This is a genomic window from Chryseobacterium sp., assembly GCF_019236175.1.
In the GTDB taxonomy this organism is placed as follows: Bacteria; Bacteroidota; Bacteroidia; order Flavobacteriales; family Weeksellaceae; genus Chryseobacterium.
The window spans coordinates 81,488-107,364 of the sequence record NZ_JAFAJM010000006.1; the positions used below are offsets into that span (position 1 = coordinate 81,488).

21 protein-coding genes are annotated in these 25,877 nt (G+C 38.2%); 5 read left to right on the top strand and 16 right to left on the bottom strand.

The genetic code is table 11. The features are described 5' to 3' along the window. Position 1 precedes the first annotated feature (1 nt). Both xerD and JO178_RS06145 read left to right on the top strand, forming a co-directional pair. Complete coding sequence (gene xerD / locus JO178_RS06140; protein ID WP_291933132.1) at positions 2 to 916, top strand: site-specific tyrosine recombinase XerD; 915 nt, start codon at positions 2 to 4, stop codon at positions 914 to 916. Beyond that, positions 913 to 1,425, top strand: a complete 513-nt coding sequence (locus tag JO178_RS06145) for an NUDIX domain-containing protein (protein WP_291933134.1) — start codon at positions 913 to 915, stop codon at positions 1,423 to 1,425. Before xerD ends, JO178_RS06145 begins: the two co-directional genes overlap by 4 nt. Before the next feature lie 61 nt (positions 1,426 to 1,486). On the opposite strand, the gene JO178_RS06150 is transcribed toward JO178_RS06145, so the two are convergent. The 8 genes from JO178_RS06150 to JO178_RS06185 all read right to left on the bottom strand — a co-directional run bounded on the left by JO178_RS06150 (position 1,487) and on the right by JO178_RS06185 (position 10,852). Next, on the bottom strand, positions 1,487 to 1,945 hold the full coding sequence (locus JO178_RS06150; protein ID WP_291933136.1) for a heme-binding domain-containing protein: 459 nt from the start codon (positions 1,943 to 1,945) through the stop codon (positions 1,487 to 1,489). Positions 1,946 to 1,952: 7 nt separating this feature from the next. Next, complete coding sequence (locus JO178_RS06155) at positions 1,953 to 3,722, bottom strand: Ig-like domain-containing protein (RefSeq protein ID WP_291933137.1); 1,770 nt, start codon at positions 3,720 to 3,722, stop codon at positions 1,953 to 1,955. 25 nt (positions 3,723 to 3,747) lie between these two features. Further along, entirely contained in the window at positions 3,748 to 5,010 is a 1,263-nt protein-coding gene (locus JO178_RS06160; protein WP_291933139.1) for a serine hydrolase domain-containing protein, read from the bottom strand. A gap of 187 nt (positions 5,011 to 5,197) precedes the next feature. Further along, positions 5,198 to 6,127 (bottom strand): 2-hydroxyacid dehydrogenase, encoded by a 930-nt coding sequence (locus JO178_RS06165; protein ID WP_291933141.1) that lies wholly within the window; start codon positions 6,125 to 6,127, stop codon positions 5,198 to 5,200. A 139-nt stretch (positions 6,128 to 6,266) separates the two neighbouring features. Then, the gene (locus tag JO178_RS06170; RefSeq protein WP_291933143.1) at positions 6,267 to 6,821 is read right to left on the bottom strand and encodes an acyl-CoA thioesterase; all 555 of its coding nucleotides are present in this window, start codon (positions 6,819 to 6,821) and stop codon (positions 6,267 to 6,269) included. Continuing rightward, a complete protein-coding gene (locus tag JO178_RS06175) occupies positions 6,809 to 7,561 on the bottom strand; it encodes a hypothetical protein (RefSeq protein ID WP_291933145.1) in 753 nt (250 codons plus the stop codon). The genes JO178_RS06170 and JO178_RS06175 overlap by 13 nt, the downstream gene beginning before the upstream one ends. Before the next feature lie 209 nt (positions 7,562 to 7,770). Then, positions 7,771 to 9,888, bottom strand: coding sequence for a TonB-dependent receptor (locus JO178_RS06180; protein ID WP_291933146.1), 2,118 nt, complete (start codon positions 9,886 to 9,888; stop codon positions 7,771 to 7,773). Positions 9,889 to 10,186: 298 nt separating this feature from the next. Further along, positions 10,187 to 10,852 (bottom strand): WG repeat-containing protein, encoded by a 666-nt coding sequence (locus tag JO178_RS06185; protein WP_291933148.1) that lies wholly within the window; start codon positions 10,850 to 10,852, stop codon positions 10,187 to 10,189. A gap of 412 nt (positions 10,853 to 11,264) precedes the next feature. Here JO178_RS06185 and JO178_RS06190 point away from each other — a divergent pair, with 412 nt between their 5' ends. Together JO178_RS06190 and JO178_RS06195 are read left to right on the top strand one after the other, a co-directional pair. Further along, positions 11,265 to 14,048 (top strand): bifunctional aconitate hydratase 2/2-methylisocitrate dehydratase, encoded by a 2,784-nt coding sequence (locus tag JO178_RS06190; RefSeq protein WP_291933150.1) that lies wholly within the window; start codon positions 11,265 to 11,267, stop codon positions 14,046 to 14,048. Between the two features lie 321 nt (positions 14,049 to 14,369). Then, positions 14,370 to 16,637, top strand: coding sequence for an aconitate hydratase (locus JO178_RS06195; RefSeq protein ID WP_291933152.1), 2,268 nt, complete (start codon positions 14,370 to 14,372; stop codon positions 16,635 to 16,637). 140 nt (positions 16,638 to 16,777) lie between these two features. Here the strand turns inward: JO178_RS06195 and JO178_RS06200 are convergent, their stop codons facing one another. Both JO178_RS06200 and JO178_RS06205 read right to left on the bottom strand, forming a co-directional pair. Beyond that, positions 16,778 to 17,248 carry an Hsp20/alpha crystallin family protein gene (locus JO178_RS06200; protein WP_291933154.1) on the bottom strand — a complete coding sequence of 157 codons (471 nt, stop codon included), beginning with the start codon at positions 17,246 to 17,248 and terminating at the stop codon, positions 16,778 to 16,780. Positions 17,249 to 17,284: 36 nt separating this feature from the next. Beyond that, entirely contained in the window at positions 17,285 to 17,572 is a 288-nt protein-coding gene (locus JO178_RS06205) for a hypothetical protein (RefSeq protein WP_291933156.1), read from the bottom strand. A 284-nt stretch (positions 17,573 to 17,856) separates the two neighbouring features. Here JO178_RS06205 and JO178_RS06210 point away from each other — a divergent pair, with 284 nt between their 5' ends. After that, positions 17,857 to 20,082 (top strand): outer membrane beta-barrel family protein, encoded by a 2,226-nt coding sequence (locus JO178_RS06210; protein ID WP_291933157.1) that lies wholly within the window; start codon positions 17,857 to 17,859, stop codon positions 20,080 to 20,082. Positions 20,083 to 20,167: 85 nt separating this feature from the next. Here the strand turns inward: JO178_RS06210 and JO178_RS06215 are convergent, their stop codons facing one another. The 6 genes from JO178_RS06215 to thiC all read right to left on the bottom strand — a co-directional run bounded on the left by JO178_RS06215 (position 20,168) and on the right by thiC (position 25,877). Continuing rightward, positions 20,168 to 20,875: a HesA/MoeB/ThiF family protein gene (locus JO178_RS06215; protein WP_291933159.1), complete on the bottom strand. Its 708-nt coding sequence runs from the start codon at positions 20,873 to 20,875 to the stop codon at positions 20,168 to 20,170. A gap of 14 nt (positions 20,876 to 20,889) precedes the next feature. After that, positions 20,890 to 22,008 (bottom strand): 2-iminoacetate synthase ThiH, encoded by a 1,119-nt coding sequence (gene thiH / locus JO178_RS06220; RefSeq protein WP_291933161.1) that lies wholly within the window; start codon positions 22,006 to 22,008, stop codon positions 20,890 to 20,892. A 9-nt stretch (positions 22,009 to 22,017) separates the two neighbouring features. Further along, on the bottom strand, positions 22,018 to 22,794 hold the full coding sequence (locus JO178_RS06225) for a thiazole synthase (RefSeq protein WP_291933163.1): 777 nt from the start codon (positions 22,792 to 22,794) through the stop codon (positions 22,018 to 22,020). A gap of 66 nt (positions 22,795 to 22,860) precedes the next feature. Further along, positions 22,861 to 23,475, bottom strand: coding sequence for a thiamine phosphate synthase (locus JO178_RS06230; protein ID WP_291933165.1), 615 nt, complete (start codon positions 23,473 to 23,475; stop codon positions 22,861 to 22,863). Positions 23,476 to 23,487: 12 nt separating this feature from the next. Further along, positions 23,488 to 24,069, bottom strand: a complete 582-nt coding sequence (locus JO178_RS06235) for a thiamine phosphate synthase (protein ID WP_291933167.1) — start codon at positions 24,067 to 24,069, stop codon at positions 23,488 to 23,490. Then, a complete protein-coding gene (gene thiC, locus JO178_RS06240) occupies positions 24,066 to 25,877 on the bottom strand; it encodes a phosphomethylpyrimidine synthase ThiC (RefSeq protein ID WP_291933169.1) in 1,812 nt (603 codons plus the stop codon). The genes JO178_RS06235 and thiC overlap by 4 nt, the downstream gene beginning before the upstream one ends.

A 25,877-nucleotide genomic window follows, 5' to 3' on the forward strand; every position in this document is an offset into this window, starting at 1 on the left:
AATGACTTGGGATGAAAAGATCAAAGATTTTGAAATATTTCTTCGTTTCGAAAGAAATTTTTCAGACAATACTCTCGACGCCTACGTTCGGGATATTAAAAAGTTAAAAGATTACGCAGAAGAAGATCTGGCAAATGTCGGCCCAGATTCTATTGACTACGAAAACCTGCAGGAGTACATCTTCAATCTTTCCAAACAAAAATTCAGTGAAAGGTCTCAAGCGAGATGGATTTCTTCCATCAAGGCCTTTTTCAAATTTCTGCTGGAAGATGAATTTCGTGATGATAATCCTGCTGCACTACTCGAAGGACCTAAATTAGGGCTGTACCTACCGGATACTTTAAGCTTACATGATATCAACAAAATCATTACGGCAATTGAAGTGGATACGGATCTCGGAAAAAGAAACCAGAGTATTATTGAGGTACTCTACGGTTGCGGACTTCGTGTATCTGAACTGATAGATCTGAAAATATCAAATATCAACTTCAAAGAGCAGTATATCAAAGTCAACGGAAAAGGAAACAAAACCCGTTTCGTTCCTTTGGCAGATTATACAGCCGAATTGCTGGAAAGCTACATCAAAGATGTACGTTCTAAAGGTAAAATCAATAAAAAATATGAAGATACTCTGTTTTTAAACAGCCGCGGGACTTCCATGTCCAGAGTCATTGTATTTCTTATTATCAAAGAACTTACTGATAAAGCAGGGGTTAATAAAAAAATATCACCGCATACCTTCAGACATTCTTTTGCAACACACTTATTGCAGAATGGGGCAGATCTTCGCTACATACAGGAAATGTTAGGTCATTCCAGTATTACCACAACGGAAATCTATACCCACCTGAAAACGGAAGAACTTCGGGATGTTATTTTGAGTTATCACCCGAGAAATATTAATATTGCTCAATGAAACTATTGAAATATTGCCCAAGCTGTGGCAAGGAATCTTTACACTGGGATGGCGAAAAGAAATGGAGCTGTCCCAATTGTGGCTTTACACTCTATAATAATGTTGCAGGCGCAGTAGCGGTAATCATCAGACATGGTGACGACATTTATCTTACCCGAAGAAACAGAGATCCTAAAAAAGGAAAGCTGGATCTGGCAGGAGGATTTGTTGATCCCGGAGAAAGCGCAGAAGAGGCCTGCAAAAGAGAGCTTTTTGAAGAGCTTCAGCTGGATGTCGATATTTCAAAACTGAAATACCTCACAAGTCTTCCCAATGTATATCAATACAAAGAGATTGATTACAACACAATTGATCTCTTTTATGAATATCGTGTAGCGGAGAAGTTTGAGGTGAATCTTGAGCTTTCAGAAATATCAGAAGCGATCTGGATTCCTTTACGGGAACTGAACACTGAAGATATTGCTTTCGATTCTCAGAAGAAGTTTTTCAAGGATTATTTAAATAAGTAATGCCTATAATATATCCGCTCGCAGATTTAGAAAATCTGCGAGCGTTTTTTTACGATCAAAGTTAATACGTTTTTGATTTCAGCATTTCTTCGAAATACTGAGTCAGTAATGATCTTTCAGCATCTGAAAGATTAGCTTCCTGATGATAGACAATATATCCCGGCATAGGCATTGTCTTAGCCTGAATAGCCTGAATGGATTTGCTGAGCATATTTACTTTTAAATCCTTATTGTAAGTCTCCCAAACAGAAAAATTAAGATGTTCTCTTCCTTCATTGATATGGCTTTTTACAGACCATGAAACAGGGGCTATAAAAGCATATTTAGGATATATCGTTTCGTTGGAATGACAATCATAACAGGCTCCTTTAATCAAGGTTTTAATTTTCTCCGGAGTCTTTCTGGAGTCTACAAAATTAACTTTAACATCCACCGGCTTATTTACCCTGTCAATAGGAATAAACTGGATCAGAGCAAAGGCAACCAAACTCCAAAAGATTATTTTTTTTGCCGTCTTCATAAGCCTACTACTTTTTTACGGGAGTTACAATAGCATTATCGGATTTCAATTCTTTTTTCACATTCTGTTCAACAGCCTCTTTCTTTTCGTCAGCAGAAACAGGCGGAGCCGCAGACGGAGCAGGAACAGCAGTTCCTTTCGGATTATCCAGCGTTCGGGTATCTTTCAAATCCCATTCTTCATTCGTTTCCCATAATCCTTTAACAATAGCCTTCTTGTAGAATACATAGGCATCTTCCGCAAAGGTCTCGGTGGCAAAGTCAGCTTCATCCCAATATTTATTTTCGTTGTTATCTACCAGTATTCTGACAATATACTCATCGGGCTTCAGGATATTAAATTTCACTTTATCTCCTTTAGTATATTTCTGATAGATTACCTTTTCGGAAGAATCGAGCAGCTGAATCCAGTAGCTGGTTGCAGGACCATTCAAGAGAGTGAAAGCAAGACTTCCAAACTGATCTATTTTAGCCACATCAAAATCAAAACGCTTAGACTGCGTATTTTTAGCATAGAATGAGGATACAGTCTCTTTAGGAATAGTCAGCTGATATTTCTTTCCGTTTACAAAATCCGAATGAACAATAATCTGGTACGGATTCACTTCCGAAATTTTTGCAGTGAACTCCTGAGTCGTTAAACTATCGCTTTTCAAAATCCATTTTGAAGGATCAATTTTGTCAAGCATATAATTGGACAGGATTTTAAAGTCAGCTTTAGGTTCTAATGAACCTCCTCCGTTATCACTGTTAATATCCATCACGTTTTTCTTATTGTATTTATAAAATACTGAAACCGTGTCTTTTTTTGTTCCGATATCATAGCTGAACAAAAGCTTTTCCGTTACCGTCTGCCCTACATCGGCTTTTACTGCATCAAACCAAATTCTTACCGAATCTGATTTCGGCCCGTGGGTTACTTTGATATCTTTAAGCTTATCTGTTACAGACTGTACTTTTACATCAGACGGATGCCCTTCAAACGTCATGAGAACCCCACCGGGAGCTTCTTTCATTTCTGAATATTTCAAAGGTTTTTTAGAAGGATATACTTTGAGGTTTAGTCCTGAAATAGATTTCTCAACATCTATAACTTCTTTTTTAAATCCTATCTTTTCTTTTCCGGGATCATATACAGAATTGCCATTCTCGTCATCAAAAGCGATAATCTTATATTTACCCGGGCTCAGGTAATTGAGTTCATAATAGCCGTCATCATCAACTTTTGTGATATAATAAGGTTTCTGTTTGTAGTTCATCGTATCTTTTAGCTGATACAGCCCTACAACCAGTTTATTTTCATTACTGCCTGTTTTTTTCTTGATTTCCAGGGCATCCTTTACTTCTCCACTAATGTAAAGGTCATCCAGCTTTTCTCCGGTAGAAAAAGCAAAGTTAAAATACCTGAGCGGATTAGATTCATTATTATCTACAATTGAATTTCCAAAATTGAAATTATAGGTGGTATTGGCCTGCAATGTATCAGCCCACTGGATCAATACAAATTTATTAGCAATATTGGAAGGCAGAATTCGCTTTATATTTTTAATAGGTGGAGAAATGATCAGGTTTTTATTGATATCCTTCAGGGTCACATATTCATCAAAATCCAGACGGAGTTCATGAATATCTCTTTTCACATTGATCCTTGTCGTATCAATATTAGAACTTAAAAATTTAGGGGCCAGAGTATCTTTAGGCCCTCCTACAGGAGATCCTACTCTCGCACAGGAATGTACAAGAAAACAGATAACGAATAATAAAAGAAACCTTTTCATGAAAATGTTTAAGCAAAAGTAAACATTATTCTCCAAAAACCTCCTGTCCGGAATTCAAACTATCTTTATTGTCATTCATAACCGTATGAAGCTTATCCTTTTGCAAAGGGAAATCCTCGAATAATCCCGACAATGCAAGTGCTGTATATACTTTGTTCGAGTATTTATTTCCAATAGCGACAATGGTAACTTTAGATTTGAGAAGGTGAGCAAATACGGAATTCGTTCCATGCCACCATCCGTTATGATAAGTTAATTTCTCTCCGTTGTCAAAAATTTTCATTCTGAATCCCAATCCGTAATTATTCATCCCGTTTTTTTCATTGCTGTAAGGAGTAAATACCATCTGCATCAGCTCTGGTTTTAAGAAATTCTTTGAAAACATTGCTTTCGAAAAATTATACAGATCTCTTGGTGTTGTATATACATTCTTATCACCATAAATAAGATCCAGCCTGTCTAGCGGATATAATTTATTTCTTCCATAATAGAAAGACTGTGAAGCCGTAGGAATATCTTTTTCCTGAAAAATGTAGGTATGTTCCATTTTCAGTGGAGTAAAAACCATTTCCTTCATTGCCTGAGGAAAAGGAGTTTTGGTCACTTTCTCAATCAGTAAAGCCAATAAAGCAAAATTGGTATTACAGTACATAAAACCGGTATCTGTATCTCTGGCCAGATCAGGTTTATATTTGATGATCATATCCAATACATCCTGATTGTGAAGAAATGGTTTGGATAGTTCTGCCGGTGCAGGTTGTATTTTGGTAATAAAATATTCATATTTAGGGAGCCCGCTTCTCTGATCCAGCAAAGTCTGAACGGTAACATTAGGATACGGAAATCCCGGAAAATACTGGGTAAGATGGTCTGAAAGTTTTATTTTTCCGGCTTCTACCAGCTTCATCATCGCCATAGCGGTTAAAGTCTTTGAAACGGAAGCCACATGCAAAGGTGTATTTTTATCAATTGGCATCTGATTTCCTTCTCTTCCGAAGCCTCTGTAATTTTCGTACAGAATTTCATCCCCTTTTGCCACGAGAATTCCACCACTTAAATCTCCTGCTTCCCAGACTTTTTTGTAATACTGGTCAATATAATTTACCGTATTCTGTTTATTTAAAAGTTCCCCGTCCGCTTTGTTGAAGATATTTCCCAGATCCACACTTCCGTAATTAGGAAGGTTGGTTGCATTTTCGGCCGAAGCTGTCTTTGCTTCAGACTTTTTTTTACAGGATAATACAGATAAAAGAACTGTTAAAATAAATAGAAAATTACGCGTCGTCATGAGATTCAAAAATGAGCGGCAATTTAATAAAACTCAAAAGTAAATAGTAAATATGAGCATGACATTATGAATTATTTAACACAAATGGAGAAAATTGTAAAAAGGAGGAACAACAAAAAAACCAGAAAAGCTTATCCCTCGTTGATAAACTCCTCCGGCTATATTGTCAAAAAGGCAATCTTATTGATTAACAATAGGAAGCAACAATTTTATCTACAATAAACTGTGCCAGTTTTTCTTTACTCTGATGGGTCCAGCCAGCAATATGAGGTGTTACGATAACGTTTTCCGAATCCAGTAAATATTTTAAATCTTCATTTTCAGTTTCCAGATGCTCAAAAGATGACTTTTCATATTCCAGAACATCCAAACAGGCTCCCTTTACTTTTCCTGATTTCAGTGCATTAACTAAACTTTTCGTTTCTACATTTTTCCCTCTTGCAGTATTGACAAAGTAAAAGTCATTCTTCATCTCCCCGATAAATACCTCATCAATAAGATCGTGTGTTTCCGAAGTCAGAGGAATGTGCAGGCTTATAACTTCCGAAGATTTTTTCAATTCCTCGAATGTAACTTGTGTGGCAAATTCGTCAGAAAGTCCGGGAAGAATATCATAAAAAATCACTTTACATCCAAAACCTGAAAGTCTTCTGGCTGTTGCTTTTCCCATATTTCCATATCCGATAAGCCCCACCGTTTTCCCCAGCAATTCGTCTCCTCTGTTTTCTTCACGTTTCCAGATTCCGTTTTTTACTTCCTGGGAAGCAATGAAAAGCCGGTTCATAATCAGCAGCAGCATTCCTAACACATGCTCCGCCACAGAATCCCTGTTTCCTTCCGGAGAATTAATTAACTGAATACCTAATTTTTCAGCTACAGGGATATCAATATTTTCCATTCCGGCACCTACTCTTGCAATAAATTTCAGATTCTTCGCTTTCTCAAGAAAGTTCTGGTCCAAAGGAATTCTGCTTCGGATGATGATCCCGTCGTAATTTTCGATTTTATTACAAACCTCATCATATGGAGACGTAAAGTCTTCTTCCAGTATAAAGTTTTTTGCCAAAAGCTGCTCGGTGATAAGAGGATGATTTTTATCTAAAAGGAGAATTTTCATAATGTAAACATAAATAACACTAACGATTTCACAAATAACACTATTCCCGTCTGGGATGAAAGTGTTCTTAATTCTATTGTATGAATATAAAAATAAAATGCTTTTAATTTGGAAGTCCAGTATTAAAAGCATTTTGTTTTTATTTTTTATCTTTTTTAGAAACCTGTGGTTCTTCCTGCGGCTCCTGGAATAATTTTTTAAGTTCCACGGATTCCAGCGGCTTCATTCTTCCAGAAAGAATTAAAGAAAGCTCTTTTCTTCGGAATGCAGCAGCGAATCTTTCTTTTTCCTCTTCTGTTTCAGGAATCATTTCCGGAATCGGAATCGGACGGTTAAATTCATCTACAGCAACAAAAGTATAAATACCTGAATTGGTATGAATTTTTTTCTGATTAATCGGGTCATCTGACCATACATCCACATAGACTTCCATGGAAGTAGAAAATGCTCTGGACACTTTAGACTCCAGTACCACAACGCCCCCCTCAGGAATCGGATGGTTAAAAGAAACGTGATTAACAGAGGCCGTCACTACTCTTCTCTCACAATGTCTTGCTGCAGAGATAGACGCACAACGGTCCATTTTTGCTAAAAGCTCACCTCCAAAAAGGTTTCTTAAAGAATTTGTTTCGTTCGGAAGAACGATATTAGTCATAATGGTCAGGGATTCTGACGCTGTTTTTATTTTTGCCATTTAGTCTTAGTGTTATTTCGGGGAGCCGGAGCAGATTTCACTGCTTTTACGGCTGGTTTTGTTAATGAATCTTTTTTCAGAGAATCAGAAACCGGTAATTCCGGAGTATGGGCTACTACTTTTACAGTGTCTTTTACAATTCTGTGGGTAGAAGTCTGTACAGAAACATTAGTAAAGGATTTTTTTCCAAAAATAAATTCCTGATTAGTAAATACAAAGTATAAGATTCCTAAAACCGGAATAAGAAGAAGGAAAATCCAGAGAATTGTTTTCCTGAATTTATAATCTTTTTCACGATTTTCTGAAGCATTTACTTTTTCGCCATTATTAATGTCTGAGAATCGAATTTCTTCCAATCCGTAAAAATCCGGGTGGCCTGATTCTATTCTTTTTCCTTTAAAATGGGTATGCCCATCTTCTATGAAAATGGTCCCAAGACTCTGGATGTCCAGAACTTGCTCTGCCTGAAGTTTTTTCTTCCAAAAATCAGTCTGGATTTTTAAATCACTTCTTGAAGCTTCCAAAGACATTTGTTTTTGTGCTGCTATAAAAGCGGTCAGTTCATCAGACTGTACTTCATAATCTATGGTAAAATCAATCTGGCTGGCCGGAGGAAGAATACTTCCGTTTTCAGAATTGATAATTGCCTTAGAATTTTTCAGAGAAAATACGCCAAAGCCTGGAACTGTAGCAGTTCCAAATTGTTTCAAGTATTCTAAAATGTAAGCTGAAATATTCATTTGGTGGCAAATTTATAACTTTTTCATGACTTTTTAAGACATTTAATCTGATATAAAAAAGACTGCCGAAACAGTCTTTTGATTATTTTGTAGTAAAAAGGAATACCCGTATGAAATAATTAAAAGGTAAAAAGATAAAATAGCGAATTTATAAATGATCCTCTTCATCTTCTTTCCAATCTTAACATTTATAGTTTTCTTCTGATCCGTTATTGAATCTTCCAGCTGATTCCAAACATAAAATTGGTGCCCGCCTGTGAAAAATAATAAGGCTGCCCTTCATAAACAGATCCGTTATTAACATATTTCTTATTAAAAAGATTATTTACCAGCAATTTTAAAGCAATATCATTATTAGCAATTTTAAACTGATACTGTGCATTAAAATCTGTAAGGAAATAATCTTTCAGCTGAAGATTTTTATCTTCCGTATTATCCAGATACTGTTTCCCAACATACTGATTCATCAGGGCAAACTGGAAGTTTTTATTTGGATTGAATTTTAATCCCAGATTCGCAATCACATTCGGAGAGAATGAAATCTGCGTATTGCCCAGACTTACAGGTACATTTCCGTTCTGAATATTAAAGTCTTCATTTCTGTTCTGACTCAGACTCAGGTTTCCTGAAACTTCCCATTGTTTGGATAGTTTTGCCAATGCCCCTACTTCAATTCCTCTTCTGTAGCTTTTTCCCGAATTGGTTCTGATAAATGCCCCTACGTTATTAAGTTCTCCGTTCAGTACCAGCTGGTTCACATAATACATATAATACACGTTCGCAGTCACTGATAAAAAACCGAACTGCTTTTCCAGACCGGCTTCAAAATCATGAAGTTTTTCTGGCTTAACCTCGTTGTTTGCCATCAGATCGTCTCTGTTCGGTTCACGATGGGCATGGGCATAAGATAAAAAGACCTTTCCACCATTGATTCTGTAATTCACCCCTGCTTTTGGATTAAAAAACAGCCAGTTTTTATCGAGATTGGCTCCTTCTTTATCTCCGGCCATGATAATCTTAGTGTTATAATTAATACTTCTAAGCTGCAGATCACCGAAGAATTCAAAATTGTTCATTCTAAACAGCGCCTTTGCAAAACCGGAAACCTCATTCTTCACAGAGCGATTTCTGTAGTATTCACTTTCATCAATCTGAGGATAAAATACGCCGGTGACATTTCCGTAATGTCTGCCATAGTATTGGTTAGCAACGGCTCCAAAGTTCAGATCAAGATTTTCAAATTTTCCGTACAATGTTGAAACCACTCCGTAAAAGTCATTATTCAGCCATTTTTTTCTGATAAAATCTGAAGATTTAATAATCTGGCCACCTTCAATGATATCAGGCAGATTATATTTTGAAAAAGAACTTCCCTGTTTATAATTTTCATAATACCCTTTTCCTTTGGTATAATGAAAAGTGGTTTCCAGATTCCAGCGGTCATCAAATTTCTGCTCCCAAAGCAACTGATAATGGTTCTGTCTGTAGTTATCCGTTTCATTATTATAGAAGCCGACGATATTTTCAAAACCGGCATCATAGATGGCGCCAGAAATATTGAACTTAGGATCTGTTTCCCACATATCCCTGCTGATTCCGTTCCAGGCCTGATATGTTTTTTCTTTTCCTCCAAAAGCCATTAAACGCAATTTGGTTTTTCCTTCTTCAAACAGGGCCGTGAAATTATACGAATGTAAATCGGAAGAAGCTCTGTCTATATATCCATCAGAATGAATACGGGTATACCTACCCATGACCGAAAGACGGTTTTTCCAGAACTTTCCGGAACCTGCTTCTGCAGAATATTTGTAGGTATTAAAAGAACCGTAGCTATCGTCTGTTTTAAAGTAAAACTTTTCTTCGGGTTCCCTTGAAATCACATTGATACTTGCCCCGAAAGCTGAAACCCCATTATTAGAAGTCCCCACACCCCGTTGAATGACAATCTGAGAGGCAGAACTTGTTAAATCCGGAACATTGACAAAAAATGTGCCCTGGCTTTCGGAATCATTATAAGGAACCCCGTTCATCATAACATTAATTGCTGATCCTGATACTCCACGAATTCTGAAACCGGTATATCCGACCCCGTTTCCGGCATCTGAGGTAGAAATGATTGACGTCTGATTTTTTAAAAGAACCGGAAGATCCTGTCCGAGATTTTTACCGTCCAGATCTTTCTGAACGTTAATAATTTCTTTTGCTACAGGAAGTCTTTTGGTAAAGTTGACCGCTTCAATTTCCCTGGTATTCAGAGAATCTTTATGTTGAGCCTGGATAAAGGCCACAGAGCCTACGGTAAGCCCTAAAAAAAATAATCCTTTCATTCTATAAATTTTAACATTTAATGAATAAAAGGGGATCGATAAGATATTATACAATTCCGGCTCATGGCAGAGCCTGGGCGTCCCTAAACGGCATTATCCGTTCCAGGTTCATCGGGTATAATCTCAGCCTGTTAAAGCACCCCTTTATTTCAGCGGCAAAATTACAAAAAATATATGAGATCCATCAAGTGAAGCATTCCGGCTTGCAAATACCAGATATTCAATTAATATTCAATATATTATATCCCGAAATAAATATTTCATAAAATATGAATTATTATCAATAAGTCATCCCTTCTTAGTATTCTTTGTTGCGAGCATCAATGTAATAATAATTTTTCCCGTCTTGGGTCACTTCAAACATTTTTCCAAGTTTCCAGCTGAAATTACGCTTGATATTGGAATATTCAAAAGGGATAATAATCTTGTTATTCACATCAATTACTCCGAATTTATCGTTGATGGATGCTACAATCATAGGATTGGTCACATCATTTCCTTCCATGATGTACAGATACTGATACTGAGGATAAATCTGATATTGCCTGTAATCAGCTTCATTCACAAATTTTGATTTTTCAATCACTCCGTAAAAACCATTTAAAACATAGGCCTGAAATGGCTGCTGTTTGTATTCTTCAAATTTACATTTCCCGAAATCTGCATCTTTGAATTGATAGACTCTCTTTCCGGTCTGGTCAATTCTGTAAGAAATCATATCTTTTTCAACGGTTGCATATTGATCTGTTCCGAATTTTCTGACCTTTTCATTAGGAGAGTTCAAAAGGTTACAGTCTTCATAAAAAAATACGGCAATATGATATTCGGGCTGAATAATCCATTTACCGTTCTGATTTACATATCCGAATTTATCCCCCTTTTTTTTAGGGATAAGTACCGGAAGATCTTTATAAATAACAACCAGATCAGGATTAGGCTTAATCGTTGCAATTCCCTTTTTCATCGTGGTTTTTGACACATTTTTAACGTTAATTTTCTTCACAGATTGAGTCTGCGAGAAAACGGATATCGAAATAAAAACACACAAAACGTTAAGGATATTTTTCATATTCATCATTTGCCTGCAAAAATACGACCAAAAATAGATATTATAAAATTCATATTTATAAAGAATCTAAATAATTTCATTCTCATAAAATAGTAAAATTTCGTAATTTTGGGGAACATTTTGAATTGTTTAATAATTTTAAAACTTTTAAAAAAAGTGTAGATTATACTGACTTTACTCCGGTTCATGTTGCGTATTAAATTGCGAAAAATCAAAATGTTATTATTGTATTGCACAGTTCCGGTAAAAAGTGACAGCATTCATCGCTGTTTTATACATCTGCCTTTAAGAGTGAAAGACTTCTATTATGAATATTTATAAGGATTACATCAAAGAGATTGAAGAAAGAAAAAACCAGGGGCTTCATCCAAAGCCAATTGATGGTGCTGAATTACTAAGCGAAATCATCGCACAAATTAAAGATTCAGAGAGTGCAGACCGATCGGATTCTCTTAAATTTTTCATCTACAACACCTTACCGGGAACTACCAGTGCAGCAGGTGTAAAAGCAAAATTTTTAAAAGAAATCATTCTGGGTGAATCCGTAGTAGAAGAAATCTCTCCGGCTTTTGCTTTTGAATTATTATCTCACATGAAAGGAGGTCCTTCTATTGAAGTATTACTGGATCTTGCTTTAGGAAATGATGCTGCAGTTGCTAAAGAAGCGGCGAAAGTCCTTAAAACACAGGTTTTCCTTTATGAAGCAGACACAACCCGTCTGAGGGATGCCTTTAACAGCGGTAATGAAATCGCTCAGGAAATCATCGAAAGCTACGCAAAAGCCGAATTCTTCACAAAACTTCCTGAAGTAGCTGAAGAAATCAAGGTGGTTACTTATATTGCAGGTGAAGGTGACATTTCAACGGATTTACTTTCTCCGGGAAATCAGGCGCACTCAAGATCAGACCGTGAACTTCACGGAAAGTGTATGATCACTCCTGAAGCTCAGGAAGAAATTAAAGCTTTGCAGGCACAATATCCTGATGCAAGCGTGATGCTTATTGCTGAAAAAGGAACAATGGGAGTAGGTTCTTCAAGAATGTCGGGAGTAAACAATGTTGCTCTTTGGACAGGAAAACAAGCCAGCCCCTATGTACCATTCGTAAACTTTGCTCCGATTGTTGGAGGAACTAATGGTATTTCTCCGATTTTCCTTACAACGGTAGACGTTACAGGAGGTATCGGAATCGACCTTAAAAACTGGGTGAAAAAAGTAGATGAAAACGGAAACGTTGTTCGCAATGAAAACGGTGAAGTAGTTCTTGAAGAAGCTTATTCAGTAGCTACAGGAACTGTTTTAACAATTAATACAAAAGAAAAGAAATTATATAACGGAGATCAGGAATTAATTGATCTTACCAGATCTTTCACACCGCAAAAGATGGAATTCATTAAAGCTGGCGGATCTTATGCGATTGTATTTGGTAAAAAGCTTCAAACATTCGCCGCAGAACTTTTAGGAGTAGAAGCTCCTCAGGTTTTTGCTCCGTCAAAAGAAATTTCTAATGAAGGACAAGGACTTACAGCGGTAGAGAAAATCTTCAACAGAAATGCTGTGGGTTCTACACCGGGTAAAGTATTACATGCAGGATCAGATGTTCGTGTAAAAGTGAATATCGTAGGTTCTCAGGACACAACGGGCCTTATGACTTCTCAGGAGCTTGAATCCATGGCAGCAACAGTAATTTCTCCAATCGTTGACGGTGCTTACCAGTCTGGTTGCCACACCGCTTCAGTATGGGATAAAAAAGCCCAGGCTAACATTCCTAAGCTGATGAAATTTATGAACGATTTCGGTCTGATTACTGCCCGTGATCCGAAAGGGGAATACCACGCCATGACAGACGTAATTCATAAAGTTCTTAACGATATTACAGTAGATGAATGGGCCATCATCATTGGTGGTGACTCTCATACCAGAATGTCTAAAGGAGTTGCTTTCGGAGCCGACTCAGGAACAGTTGCTCTTGCACTGGCTACCGGAGAAGCATCCATGCCAATTCCTGAATCTGTAAAAGTAACTTTCAAAGGAAATATGAAAGAACACATGGACTTCCGTGATGTTGTTCATGCTACACAAGCTCAGATGTTGAAGCAATTCGGAGGGGAGAACGTATTCCAGGGAAGAATCATTGAGGTTCACATCGGAACGCTTCCAGCTGACCAGGCATTTACCTTTACAGACTGGACTGCTGAAATGAAAGCTAAAGCTTCTATCAACATTTCTGAAGATAATACCCTAATCGAATCATTGGAAATTGCTAAAGGCAGAATCCAGATCATGATCGATAAAGGAATGGATAACCACAATAAGGTTCTTCAGGGATTAATTGATAAAGCAAACAAGAGGATTGAAGAGATCAGATCTGGTGAAAAACCGGCTCTTACTCCTGATTCCAATGCTAAATATTACGCTGAAGTAGTTGTAGATCTTGATGTAATCGTAGAACCAATGATTGCTGACCCGGATGTAAACAACGACGATGTTTCTAAAAGATATACTCACGATACCATCAGAGATCTTTCTTATTACGGAGGGGAGAAAAAAGTAGATCTTGGCTTCGTTGGATCATGCATGGTTCACAAAGGAGACCTTAAGATTGTTTCTCAAATGTTGAGAAACCTTGAAAAGCAACAAGGAAAAGTAGAATTCAATGCTCCTCTTGTAGTAGCAGCACCTACCTATAACATCATTGATGAATTAAAGGCAGAGGGTGACTGGGAATTATTAGAAAAATATTCCGGCTTTGAATTTAATGATAACGCTCCGAAAGGAGAAGCCCGTACAGAATATCAAAATGTAATGTACCTTGAGCGTCCGGGATGTAACCTTTGTATGGGTAATCAGGAAAAAGCAGCTAAAGGAGATACTGTTTTAGCAACTTCCACCCGTCTATTTCAGGGAAGAGTGGTTGAAGATTCTGAACGTAAAAAGGGAGAATCTTTACTGGCATCTACTCCGGTTGTCGTTTTATCCGCAATCATTGGTAGAATTCCAAGTATTGAAGAGTATAAGGCAGCTGTAGAAGGCATCGACCTTACCACTTTTGTTCCTTCTATCAAAGAACTGACAAGTACACACGCTCACTAACAGAGCTTAGCTTTAAGTCATAAGACTTTTGAAAGAAATTAATATAAATTGAAAGATTTTATTCCTTTAGGATATAAGATCTTTCAATTTTTTTGTTTAGAATGTTTCTATTTTAAGGGATATACTATTTTTTTTGCGATAAATCAAGAAAATAAATTCTATTTTTTCTTAAATTGAAAGTGATAAAATCACTTGATTTCATCACTATAATTATCCCTGTTTAAGGATTATAGGAACGTTTTTTGATGTAAATAAAAACAGAGTTTCTATTCCCAACAGGGTAAGAGACGTAATGAAAAGAAATAAAAATTACAATTAGATATGACTTTTGATATTGATATGATCAAAAAAGTGTACGAGCGTTACCCGGAAAGAATTGCTGCGGCAAGACAAATTGTGGGAAAACCTCTTACCCTTTCAGAAAAAATCCTTTACACCCATCTTTGGGAAGGAAATGCTACACAGGAATATGAAAGAGGAAACTCTTATGTGGACTTTGCACCGGACAGAGTTGCGATGCAGGATGCCACAGCACAAATGGCACTTTTGCAGTTTATGCAGGCAGGAAAAGCTAAAGTAGCTGTTCCTTCAACCGCTCACGCAGACCACCTGATTCAGGCAAAAGTAGGTGCTGATAAAGATTTACAGGAAGGTATCAACAAAAACTCAGAAGTATTCAACTTCTTAAGTTCTGTATGTGATAAATACGGAATCGGATTCTGGAAACCCGGAGCAGGTATCATTCACCAGGTTGTATTGGAAAACTATGCTTTCCCTGGAGGAATGATGATTGGTACTGACTCGCACACGGTAAATGCCGGCGGACTAGGAATGGTCGCTATCGGTGTCGGAGGTGCTGATGCAGTAGATGTAATGGCCGGAATGGCCTGGGAACTTAAAATGCCTAAACTTATCGGGGTTAAATTAACCGGTAAAATGAGCGGATGGACTTCCGCTAAAGACGTAATCCTGAAAGTAGCAGGAATTCTTACCGTAAAAGGAGGTACAGGATGTATTGTAGAGTACTTTGGTGAAGGTGCGGAATCTCTTTCTGCAACAGGTAAAGGGACCATCTGTAACATGGGTGCTGAAATCGGAGCTACGACTTCAACTTTCGGATATGATGATTCAATGAGAAGATATTTATCTGCAACGGGAAGACAAGATGTTGTGGACGCAGCTGATAGAATTGCAGAGCACTTAACAGGTGATGCTGAAGTCTATGCAAACCCTGAAAAATATTTCGATCAGTTAATCGAAATTAATCTTTCTGAACTGGCTCCACACCTGAATGGACCCTTCACTCCTGACTTGGCAACTCCTGTTTCTGAATTCAGAGCTAAAGCTGAAGCTAACGGATGGCCTTTAGAAGTTGAATGGGCTCTTATCGGTTCTTGTACCAACTCTTCTTATGAAGATTTATCAAGAGCTGCTTCTATTGTAGAAGATGCGGTGTCTAAAGGAGTGAAACCTAAAGCCATTTTGGGAATCAATCCTGGTTCTGAGCAGGTGAAATTTACCGCAGAAAGAGACGGTTTCTTAAATTCTTTCAGAAAATTTGAAAACGCCAGAATCTTTACCAATGCTTGCGGGCCATGTATCGGACAATGGGACAGAGAAGGTGCTGAAAAAGGAGAGAAAAATTCCATCATCCACTCTTTCAACAGAAACTTTGCGAAAAGAGCTGATGGTAACCCAAATACCCACGCTTTCGTAGCTTCTCCGGAAATGGTAGCTGCAGTAGCTATCTCAGGCAGATTAGATTTCAACCCGATTACGGATACTTTAACAAACGAAGCCGGTGAGCAGGTAAAACTGGATGAACCTAAAGGTTTCGAACTTCCTGCAAAAGGATTTGCCGTAGATGACAACGGATATCAGGCTCCATCAGCAGATGGTTCCAGTGTTGTTGTGAATGTAAGCCCTACTTCAGACAGACTTCAGTTGTTAGAAGAATTCCCGGCTTGGGACGGTAAAAATATTACCGGAGCTAAGGTATTGATCAAAGCTTTCGGAAAATGTACTACCGACCACATTTCCATGGCGGGACCTTGGTTGAAATACAGAGGTCACCTTGATAATATTTCAAACAATATGTTAATCGGAGCAGTAAATGCTTATAACATGGAAACCAACCATGTTAAAAATGAATTAACAGGTGAGTACGGTGAAGTTCCTGCTGTACAAAGAGCTTATAAGGCTGCAGGAGTTCCAACCATCGTTGTAGGAGACCAAAACTATGGTGAAGGTTCTTCAAGAGAACATGCTGCTATGGAGCCAAGACACCTTGGAGTAAAAGCTGTACTGGTAAAATCGTTCGCGAGAATTCACGAAACCAACCTTAAAAAACAAGGAATGTTAGGAATCACTTTCGCCAATGAGGCTGATTATGATAAAATCCAGGAAGATGACACGGTTAACTTCTTAGACCTTGATCAGTTTGCTCCAGGAAAGCAACTGACCTTAGAATTCGTTCACAAAGACGGAACTAAAGACATTATCATGGCTAATCATACTTATAACGATCAGCAGATTGACTGGTTTAAGGCAGGCTCTGCGCTGAACTTAATTAAACAACAGGAAAAATAAAATTAATTGTTAGATCGATTAATAAAAAAAGGCGGCTTCTATCGGAAGTCGTCTTTTTTTGATCAATATGGGAAAGCTATATAATAATAAAGCCCCACAAATCTTATGAGGCTTTGTTTTCTATTAATAAACTGGAATGATTAGATAATATTTACTCTTTGCTCCGGTTTATTCTTTTCCGGATTTTTAGGTAAGACCACTGCTAAAACTCCATTTTCATATTTTGCTGAAACCTGATCATCAAAAACTCTATCCGTCAGCTGAAATCTACGTTCAAAAGAATCCGCATAAAATTCCTGATAAACAATTTTTGAATTTGGTATTTGATCTTCCTGAGTGTAAGAAATGATAAGAATCTGATCTTTTACGGAAACCGTGAAATGTTCTTTCTCTAAACCGGCAACATAAAGTTGTACCGTAAAATTATCCTCATTTTCGATAATATTGACAGGTTTATGCTGATTCATTTTCCGGTCAAACATTTCTTTTAGCGTTTGATTGCCTGCTATAAAATGTTCTTTAAACTTCTTTCCGAAAGCGCTTTTGTCAAAAGCTCCGCATTGTCCTTGTTTCCCGAATGGGTGGTGTGTATGATTGTGTTGTGTATACATGATCTAATTATTTGATAGGTGTTATATAATGATTGTTTATTGGATTGGAATAATGGCTAGGTTTTCTTTAACCACGGGTGAAAATGTTTTTTCCTGTTGTGAATATTTGTTGTGATAAGGAAGAAATTCTATCATATCCTTCCCATATCTCATTTGTTTTTCCCGTTTTTTACCGATCATCTTTGCAACAAATGTTCCGATCCCGGCTAATACAAGCCCTGCCAGCAATAGTTTGAAAATGATGGATAAGATCAATACTGCTGCTCCTGCCAATACCGTTAATCCTAATAATCTCGGCAGAATAAATTTTATTTTGTTATTCATTTTGTTTGATATTACATATTATTTCTTTTGATGTAAGACAAAGCAGATCCGGATTTACTTTTTAATTATCAATTGTTTATATGTTTAATTGCTTACATAGTACAAGACGGCAACTCAATTAATTTTACTTTAATATTTTTCATTTTATATTTAATTAAAATTATTTTCCGCCCTTCCAACTTCGATTGTTTCGGGGTTTTTATAATAAAAAATCAAGTCAATATTTACCTAAGTTGTAACAAAAATTATTTTTTGGCGTCTAACCGAGTAGTAGTAAAAAGCTTATGAAAAAAACTATACTCACTTTATCGTTTTTAAGTTCTGTGTTTATTTTTTCACAGGAAAAAAGCAATAATCAACCAAAAGAAAAACAAATTGACGGCGTTGTCATTACCAAAACTAAAAAAGCCGTTGAACAAAAAGCCGACCGTACTATTTTTGACTTTTCGGAACAGCCTCAACTGAACAACGGGAATGTTCTGGAAGGGATAAAAAAACTTCCGGGACTTGTCGCAACAGACATTGCGGGAATGATGTATCAGGGAAAAATGCTGGATGTTTATCTTAACGGAAGACCGTTAAACATTACTTCTAATGACCTCAACTCTTTTTTGGAAGGAATGCCTGCCAATTCAGTAGAAAGAATTGAAGTTATCACACAACCCGGAGCGGAATTTCCGGCCACTTCCGGAGGTGCTATTATGAATATCATTACGAATAAAAATGCCAATAAATACCTGACGGCAACCTATTCCGGAAATTATACGTTTACCAACTACGACAAATACAGAAACAGGGTAAGCAACTCACTGAACCTCAATGCCAGAAACAAATTTTTCGGGTGGCAGCTGAACGTGGGCCAAAATTACCGTGAAAGCATGCTCAATACCCAACAGGACCAGCTTTTATATTCAAATACAGACAGGTATGCACGAGGATATTTTGCGAAATCCGGAATCACTTTTGAACTCGGACAGGACAGATTATTACTGAATTACGATATCTATCACAACAATAATGACAACTCAACCCAAAGTAACGGTTCTGCGATAGAAAAAGTTCTTGATAACACAAAACCTGACGGATATTATTACAGAGACTATAATTTTAATTCTGCGGACAATGCCAACACCCGTACTTTGAGACAGGAAGCTGTTGTAACCTATCAGAAGCGATTCAGTGATAAGTCTCAAAAACTGGATTTCCAGTTTGGATACACAAAATCCACCAGCAAGTTTGCTCAGAACAACCTGCTTTTAGATAAGATGTATCCCCCTTCCACAGACCATAATTTTTCAACATTGGGAAATGTACTCAATAACAATTCCGATATGAGAATAGCCAACCTCAAAGTGGATTACGCCCAGCCCATCAAGCTTCTTGACGGAGGGAAAGTAAGCGCCGGAGGATTATATGAAAGACAGGACTATGATACGGACAGTTTCGGAATTACCAACCTGGAGTATCACAGACAGACTGCATCCACTTATCTGGAGTTCCAGGCAAAGCTCAAAAAATTTGATTTTACACTAGGAGCAAGAGCCGAAAACTATGATATTTACGGAATTACCCGATATATCAAAGATAAACAGCTCGTTCAGGATAATTTAACACCATTTAATAAGTTTAAATTATTTCCGAATGCAAGTATCCAGTATAATATGATGAAACAGGTCTATGTAGCGGCTAATTATAATAAAAAAATCAGCCTGCCAAGTATTTCAGCATTAAACCCGAATAACACAACATTCGGCGGACCTAATACACAGATTACCGGTAACCCGAACCTTCAGCCTACAATCTTTGATAACTATGAGCTGAAAATTTCTGCTTTCGATTATGCCTTTATCGGATACAGCGTAAGCTCGGCAAGCAATCAGGTGGCACAGATCATCAGAAAAGACGGCAAAAATCTTTATAACCAGCAGATCAATATCTCCAGTATGAGGATTCACAATTTCAATGTGGGACTTCCTATTCCGTTTATGATCTTCAGCAAGCCGATGAGCGAAATCATGAAGTTTGATTTCAACCCTGATAAAATCAACTTTATGTATCTCTATGCAGGATATCAGAAACACGATATTGACAACCTCAACAACAGAGGGTTCTGGATCTTTAATGTAATGACCCAGATTATTCTTCCAAAGGAAATCAATATGAATGTAAATTACAGCTACCTAACACCCAAAGGAGGATATTTTTACTTTACAGCAGATAAGCCATTCAACAACTCCCTCAATATTACACTGACTAAGAAGTTTATGGATAAACGTCTGACGGTTTCCGTATTTGCCAATGACATTTTCAACAGTCAGGTGATGCAGGCTTATTCCAACCCACCTGAGGGAGAAAGGGTCCTGATAAGAACCAAATATGACTCCAGGAATTTCGGTATTTCCATCAACTATAAAATTCCTACCAGAAATAAACTGGCCAAGGAGGATCCAAATATTCTGAACAGCACTAAAAAAGAAGATAATGGCGGAGTAATGCAGCAGGGACAGTAATTTTGTACATCATACAAAAGGCGGTAAAGAAATTACCGCCTTTTTTATTAGCAATACCAGGTTTTGGCTGAATAGAAAAACCTGGCTAAAAATCCAATGTCTGAAATCTCCATTCTAAAGCATCCATCAGGGTAAGCTGATTTACGTTAACAGACAATCCGACAATAAGTTTCAGCGCCTGAAGTGCCATCATACTTCCAATGATTCCCGGCAAAGCACCTAATACCCCCAGACTGTCACAATCGGGCATCTCTTCAACAGGAGGCTCGGGAAACAGATCTCTGAGATTTTTACTTCCGTCATGATTAAATACAGCAACTTGTCCTGAGAATCCCAGAATACTTCCATAGACCAACGCTTTTCCCAATTTAACACAGGTATCATTCATCAGGTACCTTGTTGTAAAATTATCAGATCCATCCACCACAATATCATATTGAGAAATGATCTCCACGGCATTGGAACCATCTATTTTCTGACCAATTCCTATAAAATGAATCTGATGATTGAGCTGCTCCACAAACTGTTCTGCACTTTCTATCTTTAATTTCCCAATCCCGGTTTCAGTATGGATGATCTGCCGGTTTAAGTTATGGAGCTCCACATGGTCAAAATCCATAACAGCCAGCGTTCCCACACCAGCCGCCGCCAGGTACTGGATAACAGGACTTCCAAGTCCTCCGGCCCCAATGACAAGGACCTTTGCAGCTATAATTTTTTTTTGTCCCTCCAGACCGATTTCATTTATAAATATCTGACGGCTGTATCTTTTAAAAGTATCTTCGTTTTTCATTCCAAATGGCTTTATTAAACTCCGCTGTATACGGAATCCCAGTCTTTCATGACAGGATCATAACCTGCTTTTTTGATCACAGCTCTGATTTGCTCCATGCTACGTTCATCACTGGTTTCAAATTGTTCCAGAGATTCTTTATCAACAGCATATCCGCCGGGATTTGTTTTGGAACCGGCACTCATTGCTGTAGCCCCAAGGGTCACAATATTATTTCTGAAAACTTCATTTTCCCTTGTAGAAATTGAAATTTCCAGATCTTCATTCCAGATTCTGTACGCGCAGATCAACTGTAATAAATCTTTATCTTCCATAATAAAATTAGGTTCAATAATACCTTCCGCCGGCCTCAACCTTGGAAAGGAAACGGAGAATTTGCTCTTCCAGTACTGTTTTTGAAGATAATCGATATGGAGAGCATTGAAAAAGCTGTCAATACGCCAGTCTTCAAGTCCCAGTAAAACGCCGAGACCTATTTTATGAATCCCTGCCCTTCCTATTCTGTCCGGAGTATCTAATCTAAAATGAAAATTAGATTTCTTTCCTTTCGGGTGATATTCTTTATAAACCTCTTCATGATAAGTTTCCTGGTACACCAAAACCGAATGAACTCCTTCTTCGTGAAGAAGCTGATATTCACCTTCCAGTAAAGGCTGTACCTCTATGGAGATATTGGCAAAATAAGGTTTTAATTTACGGACAGCATTCTGAAAATAAGGTACCCCTACAATTTTATTCGCTTCTCCGCTGACCAGCAGTACATGACTAATGTCCATAGATTTCAGGACGGAGGCTTCTATCATCAGTTCCGTATCGGAAAGTGTTTTCCTTTTCAGCTGATTATCAAGACTGAAACCGCAGTAAGTACATATATTCTGACATTCATTACTGAGATACAACGGAGCATAAAGCTGAATGGTTTTTCCGAATCTCTTTTGAGTTAAAGCCCGGGTCATCCCTGCCATCTTTTCCAGTTCCTGAGCTGCCGCCGGAGAAAGCAGATTGAGAAAGTCATCCAGTGTTTTATTTTTCTTCTGAAGACTCGTCTGAACATCGGACAGGCTTACCTGATCCAGTTTCTTCTTTACTTCTTTCCACTGATATTTTTCAAAAACATCTTTAAAACTTCTCATGATTCTGATTTATTCAAATAAAAACGAAGTAAGCGGACTTGATGCTTCTGCATGATGAGCTATTGCACTTAACCCTGATTCAAAGGCCCGTCTTCCGGCAATAACACCTTCTTTAAAGGCTACAGCCATATTCACCGGATTTCCTGCTACAGCAATGGCAGTATTAACAAGTACTGCATCTGCTCCCAGTTCCATAGCTTTTGCCGCATCTGAAGGCGCTCCTATTCCTGCATCTACGACAACGGGAACATTAGTCTGGCTGATAATAATTTCCAGGAAATCCTGGGTTCTGAGGCCTTTGTTGGTTCCGATAGGGGCTCCTAAAGGCATTACGACGGCTGTTCCTGCGTCTTCAAGCCGTTTACACAAAACCGGATCAGCATGAATATAAGGCATTACTATAAAGCCCAGCTTTGCCAGTTCTTCAGTAGCATACAATGTTTCAATGGGATCAGGTAGTAAATATTTCGGATCCGGATGGATTTCGAGCTTCACCCAGTTTGTTTCCAGAGCTTCTCTTGCCAGTTGTGCAGCTAATACCGCTTCTTTCGCCGTTCTTGCTCCGGATGTATTGGGAAGAAGATGAACGCTGGTTTCTCTTAATGAATCCAGCAATCCTTCTTCATGAGCCTGAGCATCAATTCTTTTCAGCGCCATTGTTACCATATCTGTTTCTGAAGCGATTACAGATGCTGCCATATCCTGAAGACTCCCGAATTTCCCCGTTCCTAAAAACAATCTCGATTCAAAAGTTCTGCCTGCTATTACTAATTTTTGATTATCCATATCTAAATATTTTTTTAACCCTTCATTTTCTTATTCGTTGATGATCCTAACATTTTTAATACCGTTTCAGATCATTGCATTTTTAAATTCATGAATGACGGTGGGTTGCTTTGTAATTTCTCCCGACACCGAAACTCCATAAATTCCGATTTGCCGTAACGTTAAAATATCTTCAACCGTCACGCTGCCAATAGCAAATATCTTTGGGACCGGCAGTGATTTTCCTCTGAGACTTTCTATAATTGCCCGATATCCGTCAAAACCCAGAACAGGGCTCAGTTTTTCCTTTGTTGATGTAAATCTCAAAGGCCCTAGACCAATATAATCACAGGATTCATCCAATCTCTGAAGAACATGCGTCAAAGTATTGGCCGTTCCTCCTATGATCTTATGATCTCCCAAAATTGATCTTGCTTCTTTCACAGACTGATCATCCAGCCCTAAATGAACTCCGTCTGCATCAATTTCTTTAGCCAGGTACACATGATCATTGATGATAGATATGGCCTGATATGAAGAACATAATCGCTTAGAAATCTCACACAGGGATATTAATTCTTTTTCCGGAGCATTTTTCCAGCGAATTTGCACCCATTGTATCCCATGATCCAGAGCTTTACGGATATTCAGTTCCTGTTCTTTTTTTGTATTTCCCTGGGATATGTATTGTAATTTTTCCATAGATATAAATAGTTAGAGCTTTAAGCATTGTTTAAAGACAGATAGCGGATTGTCATTTCCCCAGATTGCTCCTAATAAAGCGACACCATCCACTCCTGTCTCCAGGACCTGCTGAATATTATCCGGATGAATTCCTCCTAAAGCAATCAGTTTTACATCCGGATTATTGCGTTGTCCGATATTTTTCATCACCATTGAATTTTCACCATATCCTTTTTTAGAAATACTGGGAAAGAACGGGCTGATAAAAGCATACTCCCATTCTTTTTCCAATGTATTATAAGCTGAAATATCATGTACAGAAGTTGAAATGATGTTTTTTCCGTCCTTACAAGGCTTATATTTCTTTTCTTTTCTGTCTGCTTCCCTGTAATGAATTCTTGAAATACGATTATCCTTTCCGAGATCATGATGGGTATGCAGGGCCAGCCGAGGATAAAAAGCTTCATCAATTTTACAGAGGAAATCAATCATTTCATTCCGGCTGATCAGAGGTTTACGGACATGGAGCACATCCAGCCCTTCTCCGAACATTTGATTAATAACAGTCGTTTCATTCGGAACGGTAAATTCAGAAGTGATAACAAGGATCATATATAAATTTCTTTTCCTTTTTCAATAAACTCCTGTGATTTATCCAGCATTCCTTTTTCAGCAGACTCCCGGATTTCCTGAGTAATCTTCATGGAACAAAACTTGGGTCCGCACATGGAACAGAAATGAGCAATTTTTGCTCCGTCTGCCGGAAGTGTTTCATCATGATAGGCTCTTGCGGTATCCGGATCCAGTGAAAGATTGAACTGATCTTCCCATCTGAATTCAAATCTGGCCTTACTTAAAGCATTATCTCTGTACTGTGCTCCGGGATGTCCTTTGGCCAGATCTGCAGCATGGGCTGCTAATTTATAGGTAATCACTCCTACTTTTACGTCCTCTTTATTCGGAAGTCCAAGATGTTCCTTCGGTGTTACATAACAAAGCATGGCACAACCAAACCACCCGATCATGGCGGCTCCGATTCCTGAAGTAATATGATCGTATCCCGGCGCAATATCTGTAGTCAGGGGGCCGAGTGTGTAGAATGGGGCTTCGTGACATTCCTTCAGCTGCTTATCCATATTTTCTTTGATCATATGCATGGGAACATGTCCCGGTCCTTCGATCATTACCTGTACATTATGCTTCCAGGCAATTTTAGTCAGTTCACCCAGCGTTTCCAGTTCTGCAAACTGAGCGGCATCATTGGCATCAGCAATAGAACCGGGACGAAGGCCGTCTCCAAGAGAAAATGCGACATCATATTTTTTCATGATCTCACAGATCTCCTCAAAATGCGTATATAAAAAATTTTCCTTGTGATGGAAAAGACACCATTTCGCCATAATAGATCCCCCTCTGGATACGATACCCGTTACTCTATTAGCAGTCAAATGAATATAGCGCAGTAAAACCCCTGCATGAATTGTGAAATAAGAAACACCCTGCTCTGCCTGTTCTATCAGAGTATCTTTGAAAACTTCCCATGTCAGATCTTCAGGAACTCCCTTCACTTTTTCCAGCGCCTGATAAATGGGAACGGTTCCAATTGGCACCGGGCTGTTTCTGATAATCCATTCTCTGGTTTCGTGGATATTTTTTCCTGTGGAAAGGTCCATAATGGTATCGGCTCCCCATCTGCAGGCCCAGACTGCTTTCTCCACCTCTTCTTCGATACTTGAAGAAACGGCGCTATTCCCTATATTAGCATTGATTTTCACCAGAAAATTACGTCCGATAATCATCGGTTCACTTTCCGGATGGTTGATATTATTAGGAATAATAGCTCTTCCGGCTGCAATTTCATCTCGTACAAACGCAGGGGTAATTTTACTTTTAGGAGTATTGGCCCCAAAACTATTTCCGGTATGCTGAAAAGCCATTTCCCGGGAAACAGATTCAAGTTGTTCTATCTTCTGGTTTTCCCTGATCGCTACATATTCCATTTCAGGAGTAATAATGCCCTGCTTCGCGTAATACAGCTGAGTGAGTTCTTTTCCGTCCTGTGCCACCTTTGGCTTATGATCATATGAAAAGCGCAATTCGTTAAGGTGCGGATCTGCTAAGCGTGCTTTTCCATATTCTGAAGTGATTCCTCCCAGGACATGAACATCTTTTCTGTCCAGAATCCATTGTTCTCTGATTCTTGGAAGACCTCTCTGAATATCAATTTCTGCATTGACGTCAGTATAAGGACCTGAAGTATCATAGATCGTTACAGGAGCATTATCCTCAAAACCTCCGTTGGTAAGTTTGGTTGGACTAAGCTGTATTTCACGCATTGCTACATGAATAGGGTGTATTTTCCCCTCAACATAAATTTTCTTGGAGTTCGGAAATGGCGAACACGTAATTGAATGAGCCAT